At 40.7% G+C, this 24,598-nt stretch carries 19 protein-coding genes; 1 reads left to right on the top strand and 18 read right to left on the bottom strand.

Going from position 1 to position 24,598, the window contains the following annotated elements:
- Nucleotides 1-7: 7 nt before the first annotated feature.
- The 14 genes from CLOL250_RS03650 to rpsO form a co-directional block, all read right to left on the bottom strand.
- Nucleotides 8-1,138, bottom strand: coding sequence for a sodium ion-translocating decarboxylase subunit beta (locus tag CLOL250_RS03650; RefSeq protein ID WP_008400766.1), 1,131 nt, complete (start codon nt 1,136-1,138; stop codon nt 8-10).
- Between the two features lie 38 nt (nt 1,139-1,176).
- Nucleotides 1,177-1,560: a biotin/lipoyl-containing protein gene (locus CLOL250_RS03645; RefSeq protein ID WP_008400765.1), complete on the bottom strand. Its 384-nt coding sequence runs from the start codon at nt 1,558-1,560 to the stop codon at nt 1,177-1,179.
- A gap of 18 nt (nt 1,561-1,578) precedes the next feature.
- On the bottom strand, nt 1,579-2,511 hold the full coding sequence (locus tag CLOL250_RS03640; protein ID WP_008400764.1) for an OadG family protein: 933 nt from the start codon (nt 2,509-2,511) through the stop codon (nt 1,579-1,581).
- A 16-nt stretch (nt 2,512-2,527) separates the two neighbouring features.
- Complete coding sequence (locus CLOL250_RS03635) at nt 2,528-3,940, bottom strand: acyl-CoA carboxylase subunit beta (RefSeq protein ID WP_008400763.1); 1,413 nt, start codon at nt 3,938-3,940, stop codon at nt 2,528-2,530.
- A gap of 275 nt (nt 3,941-4,215) precedes the next feature.
- Nucleotides 4,216-4,746 carry a CDP-diacylglycerol--glycerol-3-phosphate 3-phosphatidyltransferase gene (gene pgsA / locus CLOL250_RS03630; RefSeq protein WP_008400762.1) on the bottom strand — a complete coding sequence of 177 codons (531 nt, stop codon included), beginning with the start codon at nt 4,744-4,746 and terminating at the stop codon, nt 4,216-4,218.
- A complete protein-coding gene (gene rimO / locus CLOL250_RS03625) occupies nt 4,743-6,059 on the bottom strand; it encodes a 30S ribosomal protein S12 methylthiotransferase RimO (protein WP_008400761.1) in 1,317 nt (438 codons plus the stop codon). Before rimO ends, pgsA begins: the two co-directional genes overlap by 4 nt.
- 18 nt (nt 6,060-6,077) lie before the next feature.
- Complete coding sequence (gene folD, locus CLOL250_RS03620) at nt 6,078-6,920, bottom strand: bifunctional methylenetetrahydrofolate dehydrogenase/methenyltetrahydrofolate cyclohydrolase FolD (protein ID WP_008400760.1); 843 nt, start codon at nt 6,918-6,920, stop codon at nt 6,078-6,080.
- A gap of 17 nt (nt 6,921-6,937) precedes the next feature.
- Complete coding sequence (locus CLOL250_RS03615; protein WP_008400758.1) at nt 6,938-8,608, bottom strand: formate--tetrahydrofolate ligase; 1,671 nt, start codon at nt 8,606-8,608, stop codon at nt 6,938-6,940.
- A gap of 111 nt (nt 8,609-8,719) precedes the next feature.
- Complete coding sequence (locus tag CLOL250_RS03610; RefSeq protein ID WP_008400756.1) at nt 8,720-11,422, bottom strand: FtsK/SpoIIIE family DNA translocase; 2,703 nt, start codon at nt 11,420-11,422, stop codon at nt 8,720-8,722.
- A 26-nt stretch (nt 11,423-11,448) separates the two neighbouring features.
- Nucleotides 11,449-12,324, bottom strand: a complete 876-nt coding sequence (locus CLOL250_RS03605) for an undecaprenyl-diphosphate phosphatase (protein WP_008400755.1) — start codon at nt 12,322-12,324, stop codon at nt 11,449-11,451.
- 125 nt (nt 12,325-12,449) lie between these two features.
- Nucleotides 12,450-13,109, bottom strand: coding sequence for a ClpP family protease (locus CLOL250_RS03600; protein WP_008400754.1), 660 nt, complete (start codon nt 13,107-13,109; stop codon nt 12,450-12,452).
- Nucleotides 13,110-13,277: 168 nt separating this feature from the next.
- A complete protein-coding gene (locus CLOL250_RS03595) occupies nt 13,278-15,674 on the bottom strand; it encodes a GH36-type glycosyl hydrolase domain-containing protein (protein ID WP_044944943.1) in 2,397 nt (798 codons plus the stop codon).
- Between the two features lie 33 nt (nt 15,675-15,707).
- A complete protein-coding gene (locus CLOL250_RS03590) occupies nt 15,708-17,810 on the bottom strand; it encodes a polyribonucleotide nucleotidyltransferase (RefSeq protein ID WP_008400752.1) in 2,103 nt (700 codons plus the stop codon).
- A 231-nt stretch (nt 17,811-18,041) separates the two neighbouring features.
- Nucleotides 18,042-18,308, bottom strand: a complete 267-nt coding sequence (rpsO, locus tag CLOL250_RS03585) for a 30S ribosomal protein S15 (RefSeq protein ID WP_008400751.1) — start codon at nt 18,306-18,308, stop codon at nt 18,042-18,044.
- A gap of 354 nt (nt 18,309-18,662) precedes the next feature.
- Between rpsO and aroC the strand changes: the two genes are divergently transcribed.
- On the top strand, nt 18,663-19,760 hold the full coding sequence (gene aroC / locus CLOL250_RS03580) for a chorismate synthase (protein ID WP_008400749.1): 1,098 nt from the start codon (nt 18,663-18,665) through the stop codon (nt 19,758-19,760).
- A 229-nt stretch (nt 19,761-19,989) separates the two neighbouring features.
- Here aroC and CLOL250_RS03575 read toward each other — a convergent pair whose 3' ends face one another.
- The 4 genes from CLOL250_RS03575 to CLOL250_RS03560 are packed head-to-tail and all read right to left on the bottom strand — an operon-like array spanning nt 19,990 to nt 24,559.
- Nucleotides 19,990-21,399, bottom strand: a complete 1,410-nt coding sequence (locus CLOL250_RS03575) for a hypothetical protein (protein ID WP_008400748.1) — start codon at nt 21,397-21,399, stop codon at nt 19,990-19,992.
- Complete coding sequence (locus CLOL250_RS03570; RefSeq protein WP_008400747.1) at nt 21,365-22,042, bottom strand: ABC transporter ATP-binding protein; 678 nt, start codon at nt 22,040-22,042, stop codon at nt 21,365-21,367. The genes CLOL250_RS03575 and CLOL250_RS03570 overlap by 35 nt, the downstream gene beginning before the upstream one ends.
- Nucleotides 22,043-23,356, bottom strand: a complete 1,314-nt coding sequence (locus CLOL250_RS03565; protein ID WP_008400746.1) for an ABC transporter permease — start codon at nt 23,354-23,356, stop codon at nt 22,043-22,045. It lies immediately after the preceding gene.
- Nucleotides 23,357-24,559, bottom strand: coding sequence for an FtsX-like permease family protein (locus CLOL250_RS03560; RefSeq protein ID WP_008400745.1), 1,203 nt, complete (start codon nt 24,557-24,559; stop codon nt 23,357-23,359).
- Nucleotides 24,560-24,598 lie beyond the last annotated feature (39 nt).

Genomic DNA, 24,598 nt, shown 5'->3' with positions numbered 1-24,598 from the left:
ATGATCATTACTGTACATTAAAGATTGCAAGGAATGTTCCTGCTGCAACTGCTGTACCGATAACACCTGCAACATTTGGTCCCATTGCATTCATCAGAAGGAAGTTCGTAGGATCATACTGGGAACCTACCTTCTGAGAAACTCTGGCTGCCATAGGTACGGCAGATACACCGGCTGAACCGATCAGCGGATTAACCTTACCCTTTGTTACCAGGCACATTAACTTACCAAATAATACACCGGCTGCTGTACCGAATGCAAATGCGATCAGACCAAGTAATACGATCTTTAAAGTACTGATCTTTAAGAAAGCTTCTGCACTTGTACTTGCACCAACAGATGTACCAAGTAAGATAACTACGATATACATCATAGCATTGGATGCTGTCTCTGTAAGCTGTTTTACAACACCACACTCACGGAACAGGTTACCTAACATCAGCATACCAACCAGTGGTGCTGTTGTAGGAAGGATCAGAACAACTACGACTGTAACGATAATTGGGAAAAGGATCTTTTCCAGCTTGGTTACAGGACGAAGCTGTGGCATTCTGACCAGACGCTCTTTCTTTGTTGTAAGTGCTTTCATAATAGGTGGCTGGATGATCGGAACCAGTGACATATAAGAATATGCTGCTACTGCGATTGGTCCAAGTAATGTACCACCCATTCCAAGTTTACCGGCAAGGAAGATAGATGTAGGACCATCTGCACCACCGATAATAGAAATAGCTGCTGCTTCCTTACCATTGAATCCCATCAGGAAAGCAAGGAAATATGCGCCGTAGATACCGAACTGTGCTGCAGCTCCAAGAAGAAAGCTTGCAGGGTTTGCGATCAACGGGCCAAAATCTGTCATGGCACCTACACCCATGAAGATCAGTGAAGGAAGAATACTCCATTCATCCAACATGTAGAAGTAATGTAATAATCCGCCTTCTGCCATTATATCTGGAAACATGTTAACAAGTAACATACCAAATGAGATTGGTACCAGAAGAAGTGGCTCAAAACCAAACTTAATTGCAAGGAACATGAAAACGAACGCTACAAGGATCATAACGTAATTTTTCCAGTCAAGACTTGCAAAACCTGTCTGATTTGCTAAATTTGACAATACGTCAACTATACTACTCATTTAGTCGTTCCTCCTATCAGATTTATACAAGTACAGCATTAGTTCAGAGTTGCTAATGTATCTCCTGCTTCAACAGTTGCACCTGATGCAACGTCGATGCTTGCTACTGTACCATCTTCCGGAGCAACAACTTCGTTTTCCATCTTCATAGCTTCAAGGATCAGAATAACCTGTCCCTTCTTAACTGCATCACCAACATTTGCCTTAACATCAAGGATCTTGCCAGGCATCGGAGAAGCAACCTTAATGGAACCTGCGCCTGCTGACTTAGCTGCCGGTGCTGGTGCCGGTGCTGCCGCTGGTGCCGGTGCTGCTACAGGAGCTGCTGCAACTGGTGCTGCTACAGGGGCAACGCCACCTGCTAATTCTTCAACTGAAACATCATATGATGTACCATTTACTGTAATTCTATAATTCTTCATCGATATATCCTCCTATTATTATCTCTTAATACGTCTGATCGGACGTGTCACAAGCTTATCTTTGCTTGGATACGTTGTATATGCATTCTGTCCTGCTGATGCAGCAGCAACTGCGGCTGTGATAACTGCAACCAGTTCAGAATCATTCATTACGCTTTCACCTGTTTCTGTCTTAACGATGTCAACAATCTGTCCTGCCGGTGCAGATCCTGCATCTTCTTCCTTTGTCTCAGCAACAGGCTCTGCCTTAGCTGCTTCTTCTGCTTTTTTAGCTGCCTTCTTGGCTGCTTTTGCTTCTTTATCAAAGAAGCCGGGAACAAATTTTAACAGATAGATGATAAATGATATAAAGATAAGAACAACGAATACAGTTGCCATACCGATCAGGGTGTTGGTTCCGGCTGCCTTCATCTTATCTTCAAATGTCATGTTTGCTGCAATCTCAACATCAGTTGACTTATATGGGTACATACCCTGTGAAGAAAGGGCTTCATCAGCCTGCTCTTCACTGTAACCATACTGATTCATTAACTGATATCTCTGTAAGTTATATGTTGCACTGTTGTCTACAAATGTTACCTTGATCAACGCTTCTTTTTCTGTACAGTCAGCATAAAGAGTAACGATTACATTTCCTTCTGTCTCTGTAATCTTGTATTCACCTGTAAAATCTTTAAACTCACCGCACTCATCACCGATATTACGGAATGACTTGACTGCTTCTATCTCATTTTCAGAAACCCCTGCATCCTCGCCTGCTTCTATAACATAGTTATAGGTCTCATCTGCGCTTGCATATTTCTGATATGTCTCACAGGCATCTTTTGCTACCTGAGCGATCTCCTGATCGTTATAAGCAAATTTTACTCCGTTATCATCAGAAGCACTACATCCGGCAAACATAAAAGTAACAGCTAACATAGAAACTATTAATAATAATTTTTTCTTCATTTAGTTGTCACTCCTTTTATATAGTACCGTGTTTCTTATAAGGTCTCATCTCTTCCTTTGAAAGGAGCATCTGGATCGCTGCGATCACTCTCTTTCTTGTAGCATCAGGCTCGATGATATCATCGATATATCCTCTGGATGCTGCCGAAGCTGCTCCTGAAAGAGCTGCAACATATTCTGCTTTCTTCTCCTTGATGAAGGCAAGCTTGTCGTCTGCTGCTGCAAGTTCATCTTCATACATGATCTTAACTGCCATCTCAGGATCCATAGTACCGATCACTGCATCCGGCCATGCATATACCATATCAGCTCCGATTGCCTTGGAGTTCATAACCGTATATGCTGTTCCATAGGCCTTGTCCATAACAACCGTAACCTTTGGAACTGTTGCATCTGCATATGCATTTGTAAGTTTTGCAAGAGCCTTTGAGATGGTCTTCTCTTCTTCAACTGTTGCAGCAAAACCTGTTACATTTACAAGTGTAAGAACAGGAATGTTAAATGCATCACAGAAATCTACAAATTCTTCTGCTTTATATGCACCCGCTGTTGTGATCGTATCTTCCTGATTACCAACACATCCAACTGTGATACCATCCATACGGATCAGAGCTGTAACAACATCTCCTGCATATTCCTTCTTCATCTCAAGCACAAGAGAATCATCGGCAATATTCTGGATCACTGCTCTTGGATCGTTCTTGTAAGAATCAAGATTTGGGATAATTCTGTTTGGATTGTCATTTGCAGAAGCTTCCTTGTCGTCCAGATTACAGCTTGGAAGAACCTCAACCAATGCACGGATCATACCAAGTAATTCTTCTTCTGTCTCAAATACACCATCTACATTTGCTGTATTCTCACTTACATAATCAGCTGCGGAAGTATCTAACTTTGTAATATTGTTCTCTGCTAAAGCGTTTGGAGAATTTACAAATAACTTTGCACCTTCCTTTGTCATGAAAGTGAAGTCTGATAATGATGGAACAAGGGAAGCACCGCCGCCACATGCACCAAAAACAGCTGTGATCTGAGGAATAACACCTGAAGCCATAACCTGCTTGCCATATACTTCACCAAATGCATTCAGTGCATCTGTAGCTTCCTGAAGTCTGAGTCCTGCACAGTCGATCATACCGATGACAGGTGCACCCATCTTCATAGCCATATCATAAATTTTTGCAATCTTCTTAGCATGCATCTCACCAACAGAACCGCCTAAAACTTTAGCGTCCTGACTGTATACATACACTAAATTGCCATTGATAACACCATATCCGGTGATAACACCATCTTTTGGAGTATCCTTATCCTGAATGTTAAAATCAGTATTTCTTGCTTTCACATAAGCACCGATTTCAACAAAGCTTGCGTCATCAAGCAATGCATTAATTCTATCGCTTGCTGACAGGGTGAGTTTGTTGCTCATTTCTAGTCCTCCATTAAATTTATTTTTAGGAGTTACATAAAAGTAATTCCAAATTTATGCCGATTTTATTGTAAAGCCTTTACGAATTTATTTCAAGTAAAATTATCATTACGACACAGTTTTTTCAGCACTTTTTAACAATCGAACATCCCTGCTATTTTTACTTAAAAAACAAAAGGGGAAAGTGGAAGTAATTGTCAGAAAATACCCCATTTTCCCCATAATTGTCTATTTTGTGGTTAGTTGTTCATAACTATACAGCTTTTAACTTTATATTAATCCTTCAGGACATTTTTGTTTGATACCAGATAATCGATCAGTGAAATGACCGTTAATACAAGTGCAGCGTAGATCAGCACCTGTTCGATTACAAATATCACTTTTCCACCAAGATTACCGATCAGGAAACAAACCATGACCATCTGGACAACAGTCTTTAATTTGCCCCAGATACCAGCCGCAATAACAACACCCTTTTCTGCTGCAATCAGCCGGAATCCGCTAATGATAAATTCTCTCGCAATGATGATAATAACGATCCATGCAGGAATCCGTCCCTGATCGACCAGTGCGATCATTGCAGAACATACCAGAAGCTTGTCTGCTAACGGATCCATGAATTTTCCAAATGTTGTGACCAGATTACATCTTCTTGCGATCTGTCCATCTAATGTATCCGTGATCGCTGCAGCGATAAAGATACCAAGCGCAATCCATTTGGCTGCTGCAAAATCAAGATACATAAACACAACAAAAAATGGAATCATTATAACTCTCAATATTGTTAATTTGTTTGGTAAATTCATTCTATCATCTCCCCTGTCAGATCATATTCATTTGCATCTGTGATCCGAACCTGTACAAAGGTGCCGGACATCAGCTCATACGGTGCATCAACAAATACCATACCATCTACATCGGGCGCATCCCGATAAGTTCTTCCGACATATACATCGTCTTCTGCAACATAGCCTTCGATCAGTACTGTAAGACTCTTGCCAAGCAGCTCCTGATTCTTGTCGTATGATACTTCCTGCTGCAATGCCATTATATCATCCCGCCATTTTTCTGCAACCTCATTTTCAATCTGATTAGGAAATGATGCTGCCGGAGTCCCTTCCTCCGGTGAATATGTAAACACACCCAGGCGGTCAAATTCCGACTCATTCACAAACTCCATAAGCGCTTCATGATCCGCTTCTGTTTCACCGGGAAATCCTGCGATCAGCGTTGTACGGATCGCAATATCAGGAATCCGGATCCGAAGCTTTGCGATCAATTCTACAATATCCTTTTTACAGGTACGTCTTCCCATGCGTCGCAATACAGGATCTTCTGAATGCTGAATCGGTATATCAAGATAATGACAGACTTTTTCTTCCTCCGCGATCGTATCGATCAGCTCGTCTGTGATCTCCTCCGGATAGCAGTACATCAAACGTATCCACTGGATTTCCTCGATCTTGCAGAGTTCATGTAATAATTTCGGAAGTGTCTTTTCACCATACAGATCCACTCCATAGAGTGTTGTTTCCTGTGCAACAAGGATCAGTTCTTTTACTCCCTGTGCAGCAAGCTCTTTTGCAGATGCCAGAAGCTGTTCCATCGGAATACTTCTGTACTTTCCTCTGATATATGGAATCGCACAATAAGTACACATCTTGCCACAGCCTTCTGCGATCTTTAAATATGCCATTGAAGCTCCGGTTGTAACGATACGTCCACCAACTGCCTCCGGCATATAATTGATATCTGTAACAAAGGAATGTTCTTCTTCAGATCCGATTGCATCCACGATCGCGTCATAATTTGCAGCTCCGACAATTGTATCAATCTCCGGCAGTTCTGCAAGGATATCATCTTTATATCGCTGTGACAGGCAGCCGGTAACGATCAGCTTCTTTAATGATCCTGTCTTCTTCAGCTCTCCGTATTCTATTATCGTATTAATACTTTCTTCCTGCGCATCTTTGATAAATGCACAGGTATTGATAACAACTGCCTCTGCCTCATGTTCATCATTTGTGATCTCATGTCCTGCCTTATGCAGAAGTCCGAGCATTACCTCACTGTCCACAAGGTTCTTATCGCAGCCCAATGATACCATCAATACTTTCATATATGTTCTTTCCTCAGGTTATTTTATATTGATCGAATCTACACAGTTATGCATAAGCATTGCGATCGTCATAGGACCAACTCCGCCCGGTACAGGTGTAATTGCTCCTGCAACTTTGCTTGCTGATTCAAAATCAACGTCACCACATAATTTGTTATTCTCGTCTCTGTGTATTCCGACATCGATCACTGTTGCACCCTCTTTGATATAGGATGCATCGATCATCTTCGGTCTGCCGATCGCAACTACAAGAATATCTGCGCGCTTACATACCTCTTTCAGATCCTTTGTCTTTGAATGACAGATCGTAACCGTTCCATTCTCGCGTAATAACAGCATTGCCATAGGCTTGCCTACGATATTGCTTCTGCCAATCACAACACATTCTTTTCCTGCGATCTCGATTCCGGAACGCTTTAAGAGCTGGATCACACCAGCCGGTGTGCAGGATACAAATCCAGGCTGACCGATACTTAATGCTCCGACGCTCATCGGATGGAAGCCATCAACATCCTTTAATGGTGAGATTGCTTTGATGATCTTGTCCTCATCGATATGTTTTGGAACCGGAAGCTGTACCAGAATTCCATTTACAGCATCGTCCTTATTCAATTTATCGATCAGCTCTAACAGTTCTTTCTCCGTTGTCTCTTCCGGAAGCTCATAAGACAAAGAATCAATACCGATATAAGCACATGCCTTTTTCTTATTGCCGACATATACGGAAGATGCCGGATCATTCCCTACCTGAATAACTGCCAGACAAATCTTTATACCTTTTGCCGAAAGCTCTGCTACCTGTTCCTTTAATTCATCTTTTATCTGTTTTGATATTGCTTTTCCATCAATCAGTTGAACCATATTCAATTTATTCCTCCTTAGAATAATCCGCAGATTACACCGTCATCATTTACACTGATATTTTCAGCGGCCGGTACCTTAGGCAGACCAGGCATTGTCATGATTGTTCCTGTGATTGCAACCACAAAGCCGGCACCTGCACTGACATATACTTCACGGATATTAATATCAAATCCTTCCGGTCTTCCAAGCTTCTTCGGATCATCCGAAAGTGAATACTGATTCTTTGCCATACATACAGGGAAGTTTCCAAATCCCATTTCTTCAATCTTAGCGATCGCACGATCTGCTTCCGGACTGTATGTTACATTTGCTGCACCATAAATCTCTGTTGCAATGCATGAGATCTTTTCTTTAATTGACAACTCATCTTTATATAAAACTTTAAAATCACTCTTTTTGTTCTCAAGTGTATTTAATACTGCATTTGCAAGCTCGATACCGCCTTCGCCGCCTTTTTCCCATACATTTGCAAGAGCGAAATCACAGTTTCTGTCCTTACAGAATTTCTCCACAAACGCAAGTTCCGCATCTGTGTCTGTGATGAAACGGTTTAAAGTAACGACAACAGGAACCTGATACTTCTGAAGATTCTCGATGTGCTTTTCAAGGTTTACGATACCTTTCTTTAATGCTTCCAGATTCTCCTGACCAAGCTCTGTCTTCGGTACACCGCCGTTGTACTTCAATGCCTTTACGGTCGCAACCAGAACAACTGCATCCGGCTTCAGTCCGTTCATACGGCACTTGATATCAAAGAACTTCTCTGCACCAAGATCTGCTCCGAATCCAGCCTCTGTAATTACATAGTCTGCCAGCTTTAATGCTGTCTTTGTTGCGATTACACTGTTACAGCCATGTGCGATATTTGCAAATGGTCCACCATGCACAAGTGCAGGTGTATGCTCCAACGTCTGGATCATATTCGGCTTGATCGCATCCTTTAATAGTGCAGCCATAGCACCAACCGCTTTCAGATCCTTTGCTGTTACAGGCTCGTTCTGATAATTATATGCAACAATGATCCTACCAAGTCTTTCCTTCAAATCATTGAAATCCGCTGCCAGACAAAGGATCGCCATGATCTCTGATGCAACTGTGATCACAAAGCCATCTTCTCTCGGTACACCGTCTACACGCTTTCCAAGTCCGATCACAGTATGACGCAGTGCACGGTCATTCATATCCATACATCTTTTAAATACAATACGGTTCACATCAATGCCGAGTGCATTTCCCTGATGAATATGGTTATCCATCATTGCTGCAAGCAGATTGTTTGCAGATGTGATCGCATGGAAATCACCCGTAAAATGAAGATTCAGATCCTCCATCGGTACTACCTGTGCATATCCGCCGCCGGCAGCACCGCCCTTGATACCAAAGCACGGACCAAGTGATGGTTCACGAAGTGCGATAACCGCTTTCTTATTCAGTCTTCCCATAGCTTCACCAAGTCCGACTGTGATCGTTGTTTTTCCTTCTCCTGCCGGAGTCGGATTGATCGCTGTAACTAAGATCAGCTTACCATTCTCATTTTTCTGTACGGAAGCGATAAGCTCATCTGACAACTTTGCTTTATATTTGCCATACATCTCGATATCATCTTCTTTGATGTCAAGCTTTGCCGCAACCTCCTTTATATTCTTCATCTCTGCCTGCTGTGCAATTTCGATGTCGTTTAACATTTAATATGTCCTCCCTGAGTGTAATTTTATCCTATATCAGGTAAAATCTGCCTATGCACGCTATATCCCTTCACCGGCATTTTCCCTGTATAAATATCATTTGAATCTGTATTATAGATTATTATCTATATATTCGTCAAATTCTTCCTGCGTCATAAGTATCTTTCTTGCCTTTGTGCCCTCCTCCGGGCCTACAACCCCGGCACCTGCAAGCTGATCCATGATACGTGCCGCACGGTTAAAGCCAATCTTAAACGCGCGCTGCAGCATTCCGATCGAGGCCTTTTCTTTATCAATGATAAAGCGTCCGGCTTCTACAAAATAATCATCCTTATCACTTCCACCGCTCATACCGGGTGCACCGGCCGCTCCGGTCTGTGTAATAGACTTAGATATATCATCATCATAAGTTCCGACACCGTTCTGTTTCTTCAGATACTCCACAACGGCTGACACTTCTTCATCCGAAACAAAAGCTCCCTGCACACGAACCGGTTTGGGATAACCGGTCGGATAGAATAACATATCACCCTTACCAAGAAGCTTCTCTGCACCATTCATATCTAAGATGGTTCTGGAATCTACACCGGATGATACAGCAAATGCAATTCTCGACGGAACATTTGCCTTGATCAGACCGGTAATAACATCTACCGATGGGCGCTGAGTTGCTATAACCAGATGGATACCTGCCGCTCTGGCAAGCTGTGACAGACGGACAATCGCATCTTCCACTTCTCCGTGAGCAACCATCATCAGATCGGCAAGCTCGTCCACGATCACAACGATCGTCGGCATCTTCTTTAGCTTCTCATCATCTACTGATCCGGAAGCAAGTGCCTGTTCTACTTTGTCATTATATCCCTGTATATTTCTGACTCCACATTCTGCGAACATCTGATATCTTCTGGTCATTTCCTCTACTGCCCAGTTAAGTGCGCCGGATGCCTTCTTAGGATCGGTTACAACCGGGATCAGCAGATGCGGGATGCCATTATAACAGGCAAGCTCAACCATCTTCGGATCGATCATGATCAGTTTTACTTCTTCCGGTTTTGCCTTATATAAGATACTCATGATCAGCGTATTGATACAGACCGATTTACCGGAACCTGTCGCACCGGCGATCAGAAGGTGCGGCATCTTGGCAATATCCGTAACGATAACCTGTCCACTGATATCTTTACCGACTGCAAACGCGATCTTAGATTTGGAATTCTTGAAATTATCCGATTCCACCAGTTCACGGAATGCAACGATTGAATTTTCTTTGTTTGGCACTTCGATTCCGATTGCTGCCTTACCGGGGATCGGGGCTTCGATACGAATATCCGCAGCTGCAAGATTTAACTTAATATCATCGGCAAGACCAAGGATCTTACTGACCTTCACGCCCTGCTCCGGCTGCATCTCAAACCGGGTAACCGCCGGTCCGCAGCTATAATTTGTGATCGTAACATTAACACCGAAGTTTTCCAATGTATTCTTCAGCTTGATCGCTGTAGAGCGTACCTGTGCATCCCGGTTCGCATTGTGATTCTTCGGCGGCTGTGCCAGAAGATTGGGTCCCGGAAATTTATACTTCGCTCCCTCTTTATAGTTCTTCTGTCCGGGCTTGTCTGCCGCCGGTGCAGGCTTCTTCACCGTCTGAGAGTTCTCTGCCTTTCCTGTCACACTGGAAAATGCAGAATCCATATCCGGATCATAATCATCCGGTATCACACTGACAACCTCCGGATGCTCATTTCCATTGATCGCACCGGAAAGAACATCTTCCTCATCATCAAATTCAGCATCAAAAATGTCTTTTGTCTGCTGAACAGGAATCTCCTGTGTATCACCCATAGGAACTGCCGACGAAACACCGGCTGCCGTTTTCACAGAAGCAGGCTCTGATTTTCTCCTGCTCTTTGTAACCGACGTTTTCTTCGAAAACGATACCGGTATCTGTTCTTCTCTTTCATCATGAAGTACAATCTTCTCTACATCATTATTAAATGTAAGGAAATCGTCATCCGGTACATTTATTTCATGGATCTCATCCTCATTCTCAAAGAAGTCTTTCGCTTTACCCTTATGTTTTTCATCGCTTTCATAAACTTTCAGATTCTCAAGCCTTACCTGATTGTTTGCAGACTTTTTCTTATTCTTCTTGACCGGTCTGTGTTCCTGCTCCGGTTCTTCATACTCTTCTTCCCTGTAAAAACTGTTGATCAGATTCTTAAAGGTATCAATCACAGAGATTCCTGTGATCAGAACAAACATAACAAGCGCACCAAGTATAATTACCAATGTTACACCCACAATACCGATCGTATTCCGGAAGATAAAGAACAGACCGCCACAGATAATTCCACCGCCCATATGCTCCTTATATCCATCCAGATATAACTGTTTTACCGATAAATAATCAGTTGTGAAGATCATCTGGCTGATCATCGATATGATCATCAGAACCACACCGATATAGATTACTTCATTTCTGACCTTTTTATTGCCCAAATTGGAAATAACAAATGCCGATGATATAAAAAGATACACCGGGAATATGTACTCAGCAAATCCGATCACCCCAAACAGAAACCCGGACATTGCATCGCCGACCTTTCCACATTTGCCAAAGTTAGCGATCATCAAAAATATGGAAAAAGCAAGAATGACTAAAAGGATTACTTCCAGACGTACTTCCCTGTTATCTTCTTCTATCTGCTGTTCCATCTGCTTTTTTGATGTATTGGGGTTTGATACTGTATTTGACCTTTTAGCTGTACTATTTTTCTTTCCCGTCCCATTTTTCTTTCTGGTTTCAGCCATTTTCTTCTCCCACTTACTTACTTAAATTAACGTACAAAATAATAAACAACAGATATCACACCTGCGCATAAACAATAGATGGAATATCCTTTGAATTTATTGTTCTTTACTGATTTCAGCATCACTTTGATACAAAGGAAGCCTACAACGCCCGCAACGATCATACCGCTCACATAATTCAGGATCTCTGACCCGGTAAGACTTGCTCCTGCCAGATCCGGAATCTGAAGAATACATGCTCCAAGGATTGTCGGAATCGACATGATGAATGAATATTTTACTGCAAATTCTCTGTTGAATCCACATGCCAGACCTGCTGTAATCGTAGAACCCGATCTGGAAATACCGGGAAGAGTTGCAATACCCTGCGCCAGACCGATAAATAACGAATTCTTATATGTAGCCTCTGCAGGTCCTTTATTACCCTTCTGAACACGATCAGCAATAAATAAGATCACAGATGTGATACAGAGACAAAATCCCGGAACTAATAAAGTATTTCCGGCATTTTCAATCTTGCTCTCAAACGGAAGTGCGATCACCATAGTTACAAGTGTTGATAAAATAACAAGCATTACAAATTTACGGTATTCCGTTTCAATGATCTTACGATATGGTTTCTTCTCCTTGGAAAACAGATTTGCAAAAAATCTCCCTACATTGCAGCAGGCAAGACCGATAATAGTAAATCCTTCTACAATCAGTTCAACAATATCCTTCCAATACACAATAAAGATGGCAACCAACGTACCAAAATGAAGTAGAATATCAAACATGATACCTGTATCTGTATTTACATGAAACATGTTCTTAAAAATTGCGAGATGTCCTGAGCTGCTGACGGGAAGAAACTCGGTTGCTCCCTGAATGATTCCCATAATGATTGATTCTAATAGTGACATAATTGCTCCGATCTGCTGTATGAACCAGCACTGTTTTATTATTTTTCTCTATCTATACCGTTTTTCTATGTACTGGCCAAAAGCCGTAAAAAAACGAACCATCAGCCTATTTTACTATCATTCCATCAATTTATCAAGTCATAGAGTATGTTTAATGCATCCGATACTCCTCCTATCCGGTCAATAATGCCGCATTTGACTGCTTCTTTTCCGACGAGAACCGAACCGATATCTTTGGATAATTCCTGTGTATTGAACATGATCGATCTTAATGAGTCTTCATCGATCTTGGAATGGCAGGACGTAAACTGTATGATTCGATCCTGCATCCGTTCGATATATTCGTAATTTTGTCTCACACCTAATACGGTATCAGACACTCTGAGAGGATGTACGACCATTGTTGCTGTCGGTACGATAAATGATACATCACCCGATACCGCAAGCGGCACACCGATCGAATGACTTCCTCCAAGCACCAGTGTAACAACCGGTTTGCTGATCGATGCCAGCATCTCTGCTATTGCAAGACCAGCTTCTACATCCCCGCCCACTGTATTTAATAATACGAGTACACCTTTGATGCTCTCATCATCCTGAACAACCGCAAGCTCCGGCAATACATGCTCATATTTTGTAGTCTTGGTATCAGATGGCAGACTGACATGCCCCTCAATCTCCCCGATGATATCAAGTAACAATATATTATATTTTTCTTTGTTTCCATTTATGATGATCTGACCATTTTCTACAATGAGGTCCTGTCTTTTTAATTCCTGATCCATATAAACGACTTCCTTTCTTATCGTCAGAAATGTTCCGCCTGTATAAATAGAATATCATTTTTGCTTTTCCATTCAACCATAACTTTTTTGCAAAAAAATAACAGGCAGGAAGATTTTTTCATTTCTTCCTGCCTATTGTTTGATACTTTATATGAAATTATTCATAAATTACATAACGAGTGTAATCTCATTTACATCATCCAGTTCATCAAACCGAATGTAGTTATCTTCCATTACCTTTCCATTTACAGTCATGCTCTGGCAGCCACTTTCATGTCCGTCCGGATTTGTAACATGAATATTTAACTTCTTACCACGATAGTTCTTTGTGATATCGAACTCTTTCCAGTCAGATGGTACTGCAGGCGCGATCTTAATTCCATAGAAATCAGGACGCATACCCATGATACCTTCAACACATCCAACCATACAGGTAGATGCTGTTCCTGTCAGCCAGTGAACATGGGAACGGCCTTCATAAGGACTTCCAACTGACTCCGTGAACTGACCATGGCAGTAAGGCTCTAACTTACGAACCTCGGCCTTATCATTCATAGACGCCGGTGAACTCTCGTCAAAGTATTCAAATGCACGATTACCATGTCCCATCAATGCTTCAGCAAGGATGATCCAGCCCTGTGGCTGTGAAAAGATACCTGCATTCTCCTTTGTTCCTGCATTGAACAGAAGCATTAATGCTCCGTCAAACGCATGCTCCTTATATGGCGGGAACATCAGTCTGACACCATATGGTGTATTTAATTCTCTGTGAACAGATTCCAATGCAAGCTCGCTCTGTTCTCTGGTAGCAAGGCCACTGATAACTGCCCATGACTGAGGGTTCAGCCACATGCTTGCTTCAGGATCATTCTTGGAACCGATCACCATACCGCCCTCTTTATATCCACGGATATAACGGTCATCCTCCCAGCACTTCTCCTGAATGGTGTTACCCATCTTATACTGGATCTCATTGATATAGTCAATATAATCTGCATCATCTTTTAACTCTGCAAAATACTTAATTACAGTCATTGCATAATAAAGCTGCATTGCTACAAATGTAGACTCTCCACGCTTGCCAAGTCTTAAGCAGTCGTTCCAATCCGCATGAAGTCCTGCAGGCATTCCATTGTCACCCAGACGGTTCATAGAGAAGTCGATTGCTCTCTTCAAATGCTCGTATACAGTTCCTTCATCCTTATTTGCAAATGGGATAACCTCATCTATAAAGCCGATATTACCTGACTCTGCGATATATTTGTAAATGGTCGGGAATAACCATAATGCATCATCTGCACGATATGCAGGATGTCCGGTCTCTTTTACATAAGATGGATCATCTGGTGTATCCTCATGACCAGGGTTGTGTGTGTACTTAACCAGCGGAAGTCCGCCACCATTATCTACCTGAGCGGATAACATGAAACGAATCTTTTCCAGTGCCATTTCCGGTGCAAGATGGATGATACCCTGAATATCCTGTACGGTATCTCTGTAGCCATAACCGTTTCTCAGACCACAGTATGTAAAGGATGCAGCTCTTGACCAGATAAAGGTCATAAAGCACTGATAAGAATTCCATGTATTGATCATGTTGTTAAATGACTCGCTTGGTGTCTTAACCTGGAAATTATCTAACTTGCCATGCCAGTAATCGATCAGCTCCTGAAGCTCTGCAGCGCAGGTCTTCTCATCTTCATAGGCTTTCATGATCTCATTTGCTGTAGCTTCATCCTTCATGCCAAGAATAAATGAAAATGTCTTTGATTCGCCCGGCTCAAGTGTGATCTTTGTCTGAAGTGCACCACAGGAATTCTCGTTATAATTTAATTTATTACCACAGTCACCATTGATAACAGCAATCGGATCAGCATATGTGTGATACATACCAAGGAATTCTTCTTTATCTCCACAGTAAGAAGCAACTTCACTGCCTGCAAGTCCGAAGAAACGCTTGTTTACAGCATTTCCATCCACTGAATCATTCACTACATTCTCATTGATCACCTGAAGGATTTTCTGATCTCTGTAGTAGGTTCTTGAAATAAATAATGTATACTGTAAGTTTACCTGATCCTGCTCATAGTTGCAGTCGTTTGTAAATTCACAGAAACCGATCGCAGACAGATGTCTGGTCTTATTGGATTTGTTTGTAAGAGTTACATTCCATACCTCATGTGTCTTATCCAGCGGTACATAATAAAGTACCTCAGAATGGATACCGGAATAATCTGCCATGATATTGGTATAAGCAGTTCCGTGATGACACTCGCTCTTATACTCATCCAGGCTCTTGCCTACCGGCTGCCAGGATGCTGACCAGAAATCTGAAGTATCGTCATCCCTTAAGTATACATATCTTCCAGGTTGATCAAAGCTGTTGAAGATGTAACGGATGATTCTTCCGTTTGCACCGCTCTTTTCAAAGCTGTAACCGCCTGCATTATTAGAGATGATCGCACCATAGGCAGGCGAACCAAGGTAGTTCGCCCAAGGTGCAGGAGTATCCGGTCTGTCTATTACATATTCTTTTCTGGTTTCATCAAAATGTCCGTATTTCACACACATACCCTCCCGTATAATTTTTGTATTTATTTATTTATTCTCAACATCCTTTAAGCTGAGACTGATACGTCCAGCTCTTTCATCGATCTTGATAACCTTAACAACAACATCGTCGCCTACATTTACAACGTCTTCTACCTTTGCAACTCTCTTGTCAGAAAGCTTTGAAATGTGGATCAGACCATCTTTGTTTGGTGCAAGTGAAACGATCGCACCGCAGTCAAGGATCTTAACAACCTTACCCTTGTAGTCATCACCAACAACAAGCGGCTCAACGATCATCTTGATCATGTTCATAGCCTTGTCCATGCTCTCCTGCTCAACACCGCATACAGATACATTGCCGTCATCATCGATATCGATCTTAACGCCTGTCTCCTCGATAATCGTATTGATCGTCTTTCCTCTCTGACCGATTACTTCACCGATCTTATCAGGATCGATCTTGATCTGAACGATCTTTGGAGCAAATTCATTAACATGTGTTCTTGGTGCAGGAATTGCACTGCTCATAACGCCATCCATAATGAATAATCTTGCTTCTCTTGTTCTTGCGATAGCTTCTTCTACAATCGGTCTTGTCAGTCCGTGGATCTTGATATCCATCTGGATTGCTGTGATACCCTTATAAGTACCTGTTACCTTGAAGTCCATATCTCCGAAGAAATCTTCCAGACCCTGAATATCTGTTAATACTACATAATCATCATCTGTATCGCCTGTAACCAGACCACAGGAAATACCTGCAACCATTGACTTTAATGGTACACCGGCAGCCATCAGTGACATACAGGATGCACAGGTAGATGCCATGGAAGTAGAACCATTTGACTCAAATGTCTCGGATACGGCACGGATCGCATATGGGAACTCTTCTACAGATGGTAATACAGGAAGTAATGCACGCTCAGCAAGTGCACCATGTCCGATCTCACGACGTCCCGGTCCTCTGGATACCTTTGTCTCACCTACAGAATATGATGGGAAATTATAATGATGCATATATCTCTTAGATACTACATTCTCATCTAAGCCATCGATCTTCTGGATCTCTGATAATGGAGCCAGAGTTACGATATCGCAGATCTGTGTCTGTCCACGAGTGAACATTGCAGAACCATGTACTCTAGGGATGATATCAACCTCTGCAGCAAGTGGTCTGATCTGGTTGATCGCACGTCCATCCGGTCTCTTACGATCTTTTAAGATCATCTTTCTTACTGTCTTCTTCTGATACTGATATAATGCTTCAGGAATCAGAGCAAGCCATTCTTCATTGTCAGCAAATGCTTCTTCGAATTTCTCTCTGATCTGTCTGATATTTTCTTCTCTTACCTGCTTCTCGTCTGTAAATACAGCAACTTCCATCTCAGCAGGAGTTACGATCTCTTTCATAGCTGCAAATAATTCTTCCGGAATTGCACAGCTTACATAATCATGCTTTGGCTTACCAACTTCTTCTACCATCTTGTTGATGAATTCAATGATAGAAAGGTTTACATCATGTGCCTTGTAGATTGCTTCGATCATCTTGTCCTCAGGGATCTCATTTGCACCAGCCTCGATCATGATAACCTTTGTGCTTGTAGATGCAACTGTAAGCTTCAGATCACCCTCGTCCCACTGTTTCTGGGATGGGTTAATGATGAATTCTCCATCGATCATACCAACCTGTGTCATTGCACATGGTCCGCAGAATGGAACATCTGAAATAGCTGTTGCAATTGCAGAACCAAGCATGGCAACCAGCTCCGGTCTGCACTCAGGGTCAACAGATGTAACAAGGTTGTTTAATGTAACATCATTTCTGTAATCCTTAGGGAATAACGGACGCATCGGACGGTCGATAACACGAGATGTAAGTACTGCATTCTCAGATGCTTTTCCCTCTCTCTTGTTGAATCCGCCTGGGATCTTTCCTACTGCATACATCTTCTCTTCATATTCAACGCTTAATGGGAAGAAGTCGATTCCGTCTCTTGGTTTCTCGGATGCAGTAATTGTTGATAATACAGTTGTATCACCATAATGCATAAATGCGGCGCCGTTTGCCTGTGCTGCTACTCTGCCGATATCAACACGAAGTGTCTTGCCAGCAATGTCCATAGAATAAGTCTTGAATTCTTTGCTCATTTTCTTTTCTCCTGTTTTTCTGTTATTAACCGCAGCAGGCTCGAAACAACTACAAGACGCACCTTATAGATACAGCTTGTAGAAGTCTCGAATTGCCATGCCGCAATCTCTTAAAGTTTAGCATACTCATATGTCAAATACAAGATTGAATCAAAAAAAACAGGTCAAAAAAAAACAGGTCATCCCAACATACATCGGAACAACCTGTCTTTCTTATCTGTGATGCAGAAATTATTTTCTTAAGCCAAGGCTCTCGATCAGCTTTCTGTAACGCTCAATGTCTTTGCTCTTTAAGTAAGCAAGCATGTTTCTTCTCTGACCAACCATCTTTAACAGACCACGATTTGAGTGGTGATCCTTAGGATTAGCCTTGAAGTGCTGGTTTAAGTCATTGATTCTTGCTGTAAGAAGTGCGATCTGTACTTCTGCTGAACCTGTGTCATTTGCATCCTTGCCGTACTTAGCAACGATTTCCTGTTTCTGCTCTTTTGTTATCATAATAACAATCCTCCATAATATTATACTTGGCCTGAACTGGGTAAAAGGACGGAGACTCCTTAAACTAAGTACAGGCTGACCTTTGTCAGACTACCACACTTTCAAAGGTGTGTCAACTTTAAAATCAAGGTTTTCCGTGTTTTCTGTGTTTTTCACAGCACAAATAGCATTTTTTGTTTTTCAACTGCTATATAAAAAGCATTTTCTGTTGCTTTTTGTTTTTCAACTACTATATAATAGCATCGTGATGGTATGGAGAGCAATATAAATATACTGTTCTTCCGGCATCTGACACAGATACATCAAATGCAACATGCCGTCTGTGTTTATTCTACATAAAGGAGATAACATATTATGTCAGGTTCAACATTTGGAAATAAATTCAAGATCACTACATGGGGGGAATCCCACGGAAAAGCACTCGGTGTTGTCGTTGACGGCTGTCCTGCCGGTCTTCCGCTCACCGAGGATGATATTCAGGTATACTTAAACCGCAGACGTCCGGGCTTCTCCCAGTTCTCAACGCCAAGAAAGGAATCCGATCAGATAGAGATCCTTTCCGGTGTATTCGAGGGAAAGACCACCGGCACTCCGATCTCACTGATGGTTCGGAACACCTCCCAGCGCTCCGGTGATTATGGGGATATCGCTACCTACTATCGTCCGGGACATGCTGATTATACCTTCGATCAGAAATATGGTTTTCGTGATTACCGTGGTGGTGGCCGTTCCTCCGGCAGAGAAACGATCGGCAGAGTTGCTGCCGGTGCGATCGCTGCAAAGATCTTAAAGACATTGAATATCTCATTTACAACCTATGTCTCATCGATTGGTGATATCGTATCCGACCCTGTCGACTTTGATGCAGACTATATCTCAAAGAATGAGCTGAACATGCCGGATGCAAAAAGCTACGAAGCTGCATCTGCATATCTTTCTGATATCATGGCACAAAATGATTCGATCGGTTCTACTGTCAAGTGTATCGTATCCGGTGTTCCGGCAGGTCTGGGTGATCCGGTCTTTGATAAATTAGATGCAAATCTCGCCAAAGCCCTTATGTCGATCGGTGCTGTGAAAGCGGTTGAGATCGGGGATGGCGTCATGGTATCCGAAAATACCGGTTCTTATGATAATGACGGTTTCCATATCGAAGATGGTGTTATAAATAAGAACTCGAACCATGCCGGCGGCATCCTTGGCGGAATCAGCGACGGTTCTGATCTGTTACTCACCTGCCATTTCAAGGCAACGCCATCGATAGCCAGCACGCAGAAAACGATCAACAAATCCGGTGAAAATATCGATGTATCGATCCGTGGCAGACATGACCCGATCATCGGTCCCCGTGCTGTAGTCGTTGTAGAATCTATGGCTGCGATCACGATCGTGAATGCGCTGTTTGATAATATGTCCGCAAGAATGGACAAGCTGGTGGAGTTCTATAAATAGTGGAGGGCTTTCCTCTACAGCATGGGATTCCCTACATACAACCAAACTGCCCTATACAGATAACTTGTTGCGATTTCTATTCGATGCATATGCCTGATTCGTAATACTCCTGTGTTAACTCACCTACGGATCAAACAAGCATTTGTATTTACTGGCAATATACATCGAAAAACGAAATCTTCACAATGTTATTCTATATAGGGCAGTTGTATTTTGTATATCTGGAATATTATTTTATTTCTACAAATCTTCCATTTCTTGCATCCAGTAGAATAAGCTGATCTGGAACCTGTAACTGCGCATCAATATTTGCCAAAAGCCATACAGGAATATAACAATATCCCTCCTCTGTTTCTTCTAAATAGTATGTTAGTTCTACATGATTAAATGCAATTTGCGAATATGACGCACCATGCTTTTTGATGTATTCCGGCAAGCCATTTTTCAAGGCTTCCATAATCTCATCCCACGTTAAAAGCTGTTCCACTTTTTTCGCTTTTTCATCCTGTTTCACCGGCATTACACAACCAATGCCAACCACACCTTTCGAAGATATTACAATGCGTAATATTGAACCATTTGTCATAATGCTTGATTGGCTGTCATTTCTGTTGTCATATTGGCCTGCTATACTTTCTACATAATACAAATCTGACACAAAAGGAGTAACTTGTTCAATTTTCGGAAGAAATGTTATAGAATATCCATCACACAAAAGTACTTCTTCCTCTGTTTCACCCTTTATATAGGATACACAAAATGGTTCTACACATCCCGTATCAACAGGCAATGAGACACATGCACCAGCATAGCCCAAAGCGGTATCTATCGCTTCCTCTATTGTTTTACTACATCGATTCCCGGCTGAAAGATCTTCTTCATTTTCACTATAATTCAAAAGATCCGAATACAGCAACTCATTTTCAGACAAGATATCTGTCGGTTGAACAAATCCATATCCGTTATCAATCTCAAAAAATTTCTCCATTGAATTCTCCGGATACAACATTAGTTCAAAGGATTCACAATAGTCTTCGTTTCCATAAAATGTAAGAAGATATTTTTGATCGTTAATCATACCAATGTACTGATCCGCCGAAAAATCAATATTCTTTTCTCTTATCTCCTGTGCAGTTTTTTTCTGTTGCTCTAGCTCCTCAATACTCGCCTGGTAATATTGTTTATAAAAGGTATCCGAAATATTTTGCTTGTTTTTGCAATATTGGATTTGTTCATCACATTCAGATATTAATGGGGTGCCATCATATATATACAGGACTGTTTCGCCAAATATTGCTTCTGAAATCTTCTTTTTGTATGATGCATCCAGTCTCTCTCTGCTGCACTTCATTGTATAAAGTTGTTCTACATCTGGAATACAGACAGACTTATCTGATATCAATATTGCTTGTAAGTCGGCATCTTCTGTTTTCATCTTGCAATCGATGCTTTGCGGTACCTTCATTTTTTTCCCTAATTCACTATTTTGAACTTCTCCCTGTATCGACATTTCCTCCTGATCCAGCACAAACATATCATCACTTTCTTTTTTTTCACAACCTGAAAGCAATATAACAATTCCGCCTATCAATAATAAATATTTTTTAATTCTTTTTTGTATCAGCAACAATCTTTCCATCCTCAATCTGTATTATACGATCAGCATGTTCTGCTATATCCATATCATGTGTTACAATTATCAAGGTCTTTCCCTGCTCATGCAGTCCTTCTAAAAGTTCCATAACCTTAATGCCTGAGTTTTTATCCAGAGAACCTGTCGGTTCATCCGCAAGTACAACAGGAGTATCCATAACCAAAGCTCTGGCAATTGCACACCGCTGTTGTTCCCCACCCGAAAGTTCACTTGGCTTTTTCTTATACAAATCCTGAATTCCAACCTGCATCAATGCGGAAAGAACTTTTTTCTTACGTTCTTTCTTCTCTATTCCCTTTGCCAAAAGCGGTACTTCGACATTTTCATATACACTATACTGATTCAATAGTGCAAATCGTTGGAATACAAAGCTCACATATTCCTTTCGAAACAAATGAAGCGCATGAGAATTCATTTTGCTAACATTCTTTTCATCATACAGATACTGACCATCTGTTGTCTGATCCATCCCACCTATGATATTTAAAAGTGTACTTTTTCCCGATCCGGATGTTCCAATAATTGCAACATATTCTCCATTTTCTATAGTCAGGTCTATCCCATTCAACGCAGGATATTCTGTCCTGCCATTTTTGTATATTTTTTTTGCTTCTTTTAATTGAATCATTTATTTTCCTCCAAGTAATTCCGCCGGAGATATTTTCTTTAACAGAATTGACGGTACAATACAGACCAAAAGAACAAGCAATATCCCTATCATTCCAATCGTCAAGATTAACCGACTGTAAATCGTATTCTTCAACATATAAAATGTCATATTCTCTACCATAATGTTCGCTGCCAGTTTACCGGCTATTACGCACGTCATAATCAGAATTGCAATGATCATTTTTTTTATATTATCGATCAATACCATCTTTATAATATCTCTATGCGATAACCCATAAGCAAGAAGTATCCCAAACTCTCTTCTCTGTGCCAATATCGTGTTAATTTCAAAGCACGACAGAATCAAACACACAATCACAGTGACATACACAAATAACCCAGTCATTTCTTTTCTTTCTGATTCCCTGCTCATATTATCCAGATATTTTTCTACACTATTGATGTAAAATTCTACATCCGGGTTCAAATTTAACGCATCCAGATAACTTTGAACATCATCAAATGAATAACCATCTTTTAATGTAAAAAAACAATTATATGTATTGTCCATTTCTGAATTTAAAATTATCAAAATGCTATAATCAAGTATTTGATAGGGTATCGCATTCTGGTCTTCCGGATACATGTTCATCAGATCATCACTATTTGGAGCTAATACACTGTTCTTCTTCAGAATCCCCTCTACAACATAAACCTCTTCTCCATGTATAAGGCGGGTTCCCGGCTGCACTTTATCTTTATAACGATACCCCAGATAGATTGGAATCGCGTCACCATATAAAGCATAATCAATCTCAGAAGGACATCTGCCTTGCAGCAGATCAATTTTCATCATATCCCACGCTCCAGCGTCTAGCCAGGTAGTTTCCAAACTTTTCCCCTGTATTGCATATCCGGGATCATAAACATTCTTTTTTTGTATATCTTGCAGTAATTTCAAGTCTTCATCTCTGTATTCCGATGCATCATATTCGATACGCCAGTCTCCGGATATTGCCAGTGAACCATTTCCCCATCCAGATGAACATGCATCTATGCCACTAAAACTTTTAACAACTTTCAAAAGATTAAAATTTGAATTATACTGAATATCTGAAGGATTCCCTTCAATACTTATGCTTCCTAATGTTTTTATTTCTTTTCGTATAGAACGCTCTACCGACTTCTTCGTATCTGTTTCAAGACTGACAAAATACACCAGAAGTCCAATTATTGTAATTCCAACAATATATAGAATAACATTAAAAAAACTTCGAATTCCTTGTTTCCATTCATTATCCAACGTGATTTTCCATAAATACCTAAGTTTCATTTATAGATCCATAATCCCTTCTGCCAGATTAATCCGACGCAACTTCATAATTATGATGAAAATTGACATATAAACAAGAACAACCGATGTTCCTGCCATAAACGCAACACCTTCATATGAAATACTATACCATACAGAATCTGTCAGCCAGACATTATATACGCTATTTGCAATAAAAACTGCAATAAATGAACAGATAAACATTGGCAGCATCTCCATAAATAATCTTCTTGCGATCATATTGCAGTTGCAACCACAGGCACGATATATTACATAATCTTTATATCTTTTTTTTGTAAACATATCAATCACCTGAATATAAACAACAATACAAAAGAATAACAATAATACATATATTATAATTAACACTTTTATTTTTTCATTCGGTGATGCAATCGAACGATCTATTACTTTTATATCAAATGTTGTATCGGATATTTTTTCAAGTTCCGAAATAAATTCATCTATTTCATTTATATCAAAACTATTTTCTGATCCAATATAAACTCCAAATATTCCCCACTTCATATTAGAAATTGAAAAAATATTATCTATAAAATTCCTGCAGAATTCCTCAAATTGATATTCTGTTTGAGGAAAATAGGCAAAACACACATCTGCCTTATCTGCAACAGGTTCATAAATTCCAACAACTTGATACTCTTCATTATTAATTTTTATGTAATAATATTCTTCTTTTTTCACCATTGTATTTATCATATCCTCAGATACAATTGCAACACGAGCTTTTTTCTCTAAATCGTCCGAACATATTGATCGTCCTTTAGTGATATTAAATGGCAATTCATCCTTCAATGAAAAAACTGCCAGTTCTGACCTTTCCTGAAGCATTCCACTAACCCGAACATTGGCATATGAATACACTGTGAACTTTCTTCCATACATTGCTTTTATAATCATTTTGGCAGTTTCAAGATGTTCCTTCTGTCTATGCTTATCTGGAACATCAATCGACATAGCTTCAAGTTCACCCGCCTGATTATATTCTGCCTTAAGATGATTCATACATACATCACACTTTGTTTCAATTCCCGCCAAATTAGAATAATTGCCATTATATAACCTTCCCTTTAACTCAGCCTGCATTTTATTAATAATATCAAAGCACTGAAAAATAATCACAAACATAAGTGTATATACGATCAAAAACAATCTAAAAAATTCTTTATCTCTTATCCTCATTTTAACTTCCTTTGATAATCTACAACCATTATATGTACA

It is taken from the genome of Clostridium sp. L2-50, assembly GCF_000154245.1.
In the GTDB taxonomy this organism is placed as follows: Bacteria; Bacillota; Clostridia; order Lachnospirales; family Lachnospiraceae; genus Coprococcus.
The sequence above is the reverse complement of the archived record's forward strand: the minus strand, read 5'-3'. Positions and strand labels throughout refer to the sequence as shown.

Excerpts from the sequence above, each read along its gene's own strand:
- CLOL250_RS03650 (WP_008400766.1), bottom strand. The coding sequence starts at position 1,138 with ATGAGTAGTATAGTTGACGTATTGTCAAATTTAGCAAATCAGACAGGT.
- CLOL250_RS03645 (WP_008400765.1), bottom strand. The coding sequence starts at position 1,560 with ATGAAGAATTATAGAATTACAGTAAATGGTACATCATATGATGTTTCA.
- CLOL250_RS03640 (WP_008400764.1), bottom strand. The coding sequence starts at position 2,511 with ATGAAGAAAAAATTATTATTAATAGTTTCTATGTTAGCTGTTACTTTT.
- CLOL250_RS03635 (WP_008400763.1), bottom strand. The coding sequence starts at position 3,940 with ATGAGCAACAAACTCACCCTGTCAGCAAGCGATAGAATTAATGCATTG.
- pgsA (WP_008400762.1), bottom strand. The coding sequence starts at position 4,746 with ATGAATTTACCAAACAAATTAACAATATTGAGAGTTATAATGATTCCA.
- rimO (WP_008400761.1), bottom strand. The coding sequence starts at position 6,059 with ATGAAAGTATTGATGGTATCATTGGGCTGCGATAAGAACCTTGTGGAC.
- folD (WP_008400760.1), bottom strand. The coding sequence starts at position 6,920 with ATGGTTCAACTGATTGATGGAAAAGCAATATCAAAACAGATAAAAGAT.
- CLOL250_RS03615 (WP_008400758.1), bottom strand. The coding sequence starts at position 8,608 with ATGTTAAACGACATCGAAATTGCACAGCAGGCAGAGATGAAGAATATA.
- CLOL250_RS03610 (WP_008400756.1), bottom strand. The coding sequence starts at position 11,422 with ATGGCTGAAACCAGAAAGAAAAATGGGACGGGAAAGAAAAATAGTACA.
- CLOL250_RS03605 (WP_008400755.1), bottom strand. The coding sequence starts at position 12,324 with ATGTCACTATTAGAATCAATCATTATGGGAATCATTCAGGGAGCAACC.
- CLOL250_RS03600 (WP_008400754.1), bottom strand. The coding sequence starts at position 13,109 with ATGGATCAGGAATTAAAAAGACAGGACCTCATTGTAGAAAATGGTCAG.
- CLOL250_RS03590 (WP_008400752.1), bottom strand. The coding sequence starts at position 17,810 with ATGAGCAAAGAATTCAAGACTTATTCTATGGACATTGCTGGCAAGACA.
- rpsO (WP_008400751.1), bottom strand. The coding sequence starts at position 18,308 with ATGATAACAAAAGAGCAGAAACAGGAAATCGTTGCTAAGTACGGCAAG.
- aroC (WP_008400749.1), top strand. The coding sequence starts at position 18,663 with ATGTCAGGTTCAACATTTGGAAATAAATTCAAGATCACTACATGGGGG.
- CLOL250_RS03575 (WP_008400748.1), bottom strand. The coding sequence starts at position 21,399 with ATGGAAAGATTGTTGCTGATACAAAAAAGAATTAAAAAATATTTATTA.
- CLOL250_RS03570 (WP_008400747.1), bottom strand. The coding sequence starts at position 22,042 with ATGATTCAATTAAAAGAAGCAAAAAAAATATACAAAAATGGCAGGACA.
- CLOL250_RS03565 (WP_008400746.1), bottom strand. The coding sequence starts at position 23,356 with ATGAAACTTAGGTATTTATGGAAAATCACGTTGGATAATGAATGGAAA.
- CLOL250_RS03560 (WP_008400745.1), bottom strand. The coding sequence starts at position 24,559 with ATGAGGATAAGAGATAAAGAATTTTTTAGATTGTTTTTGATCGTATAT.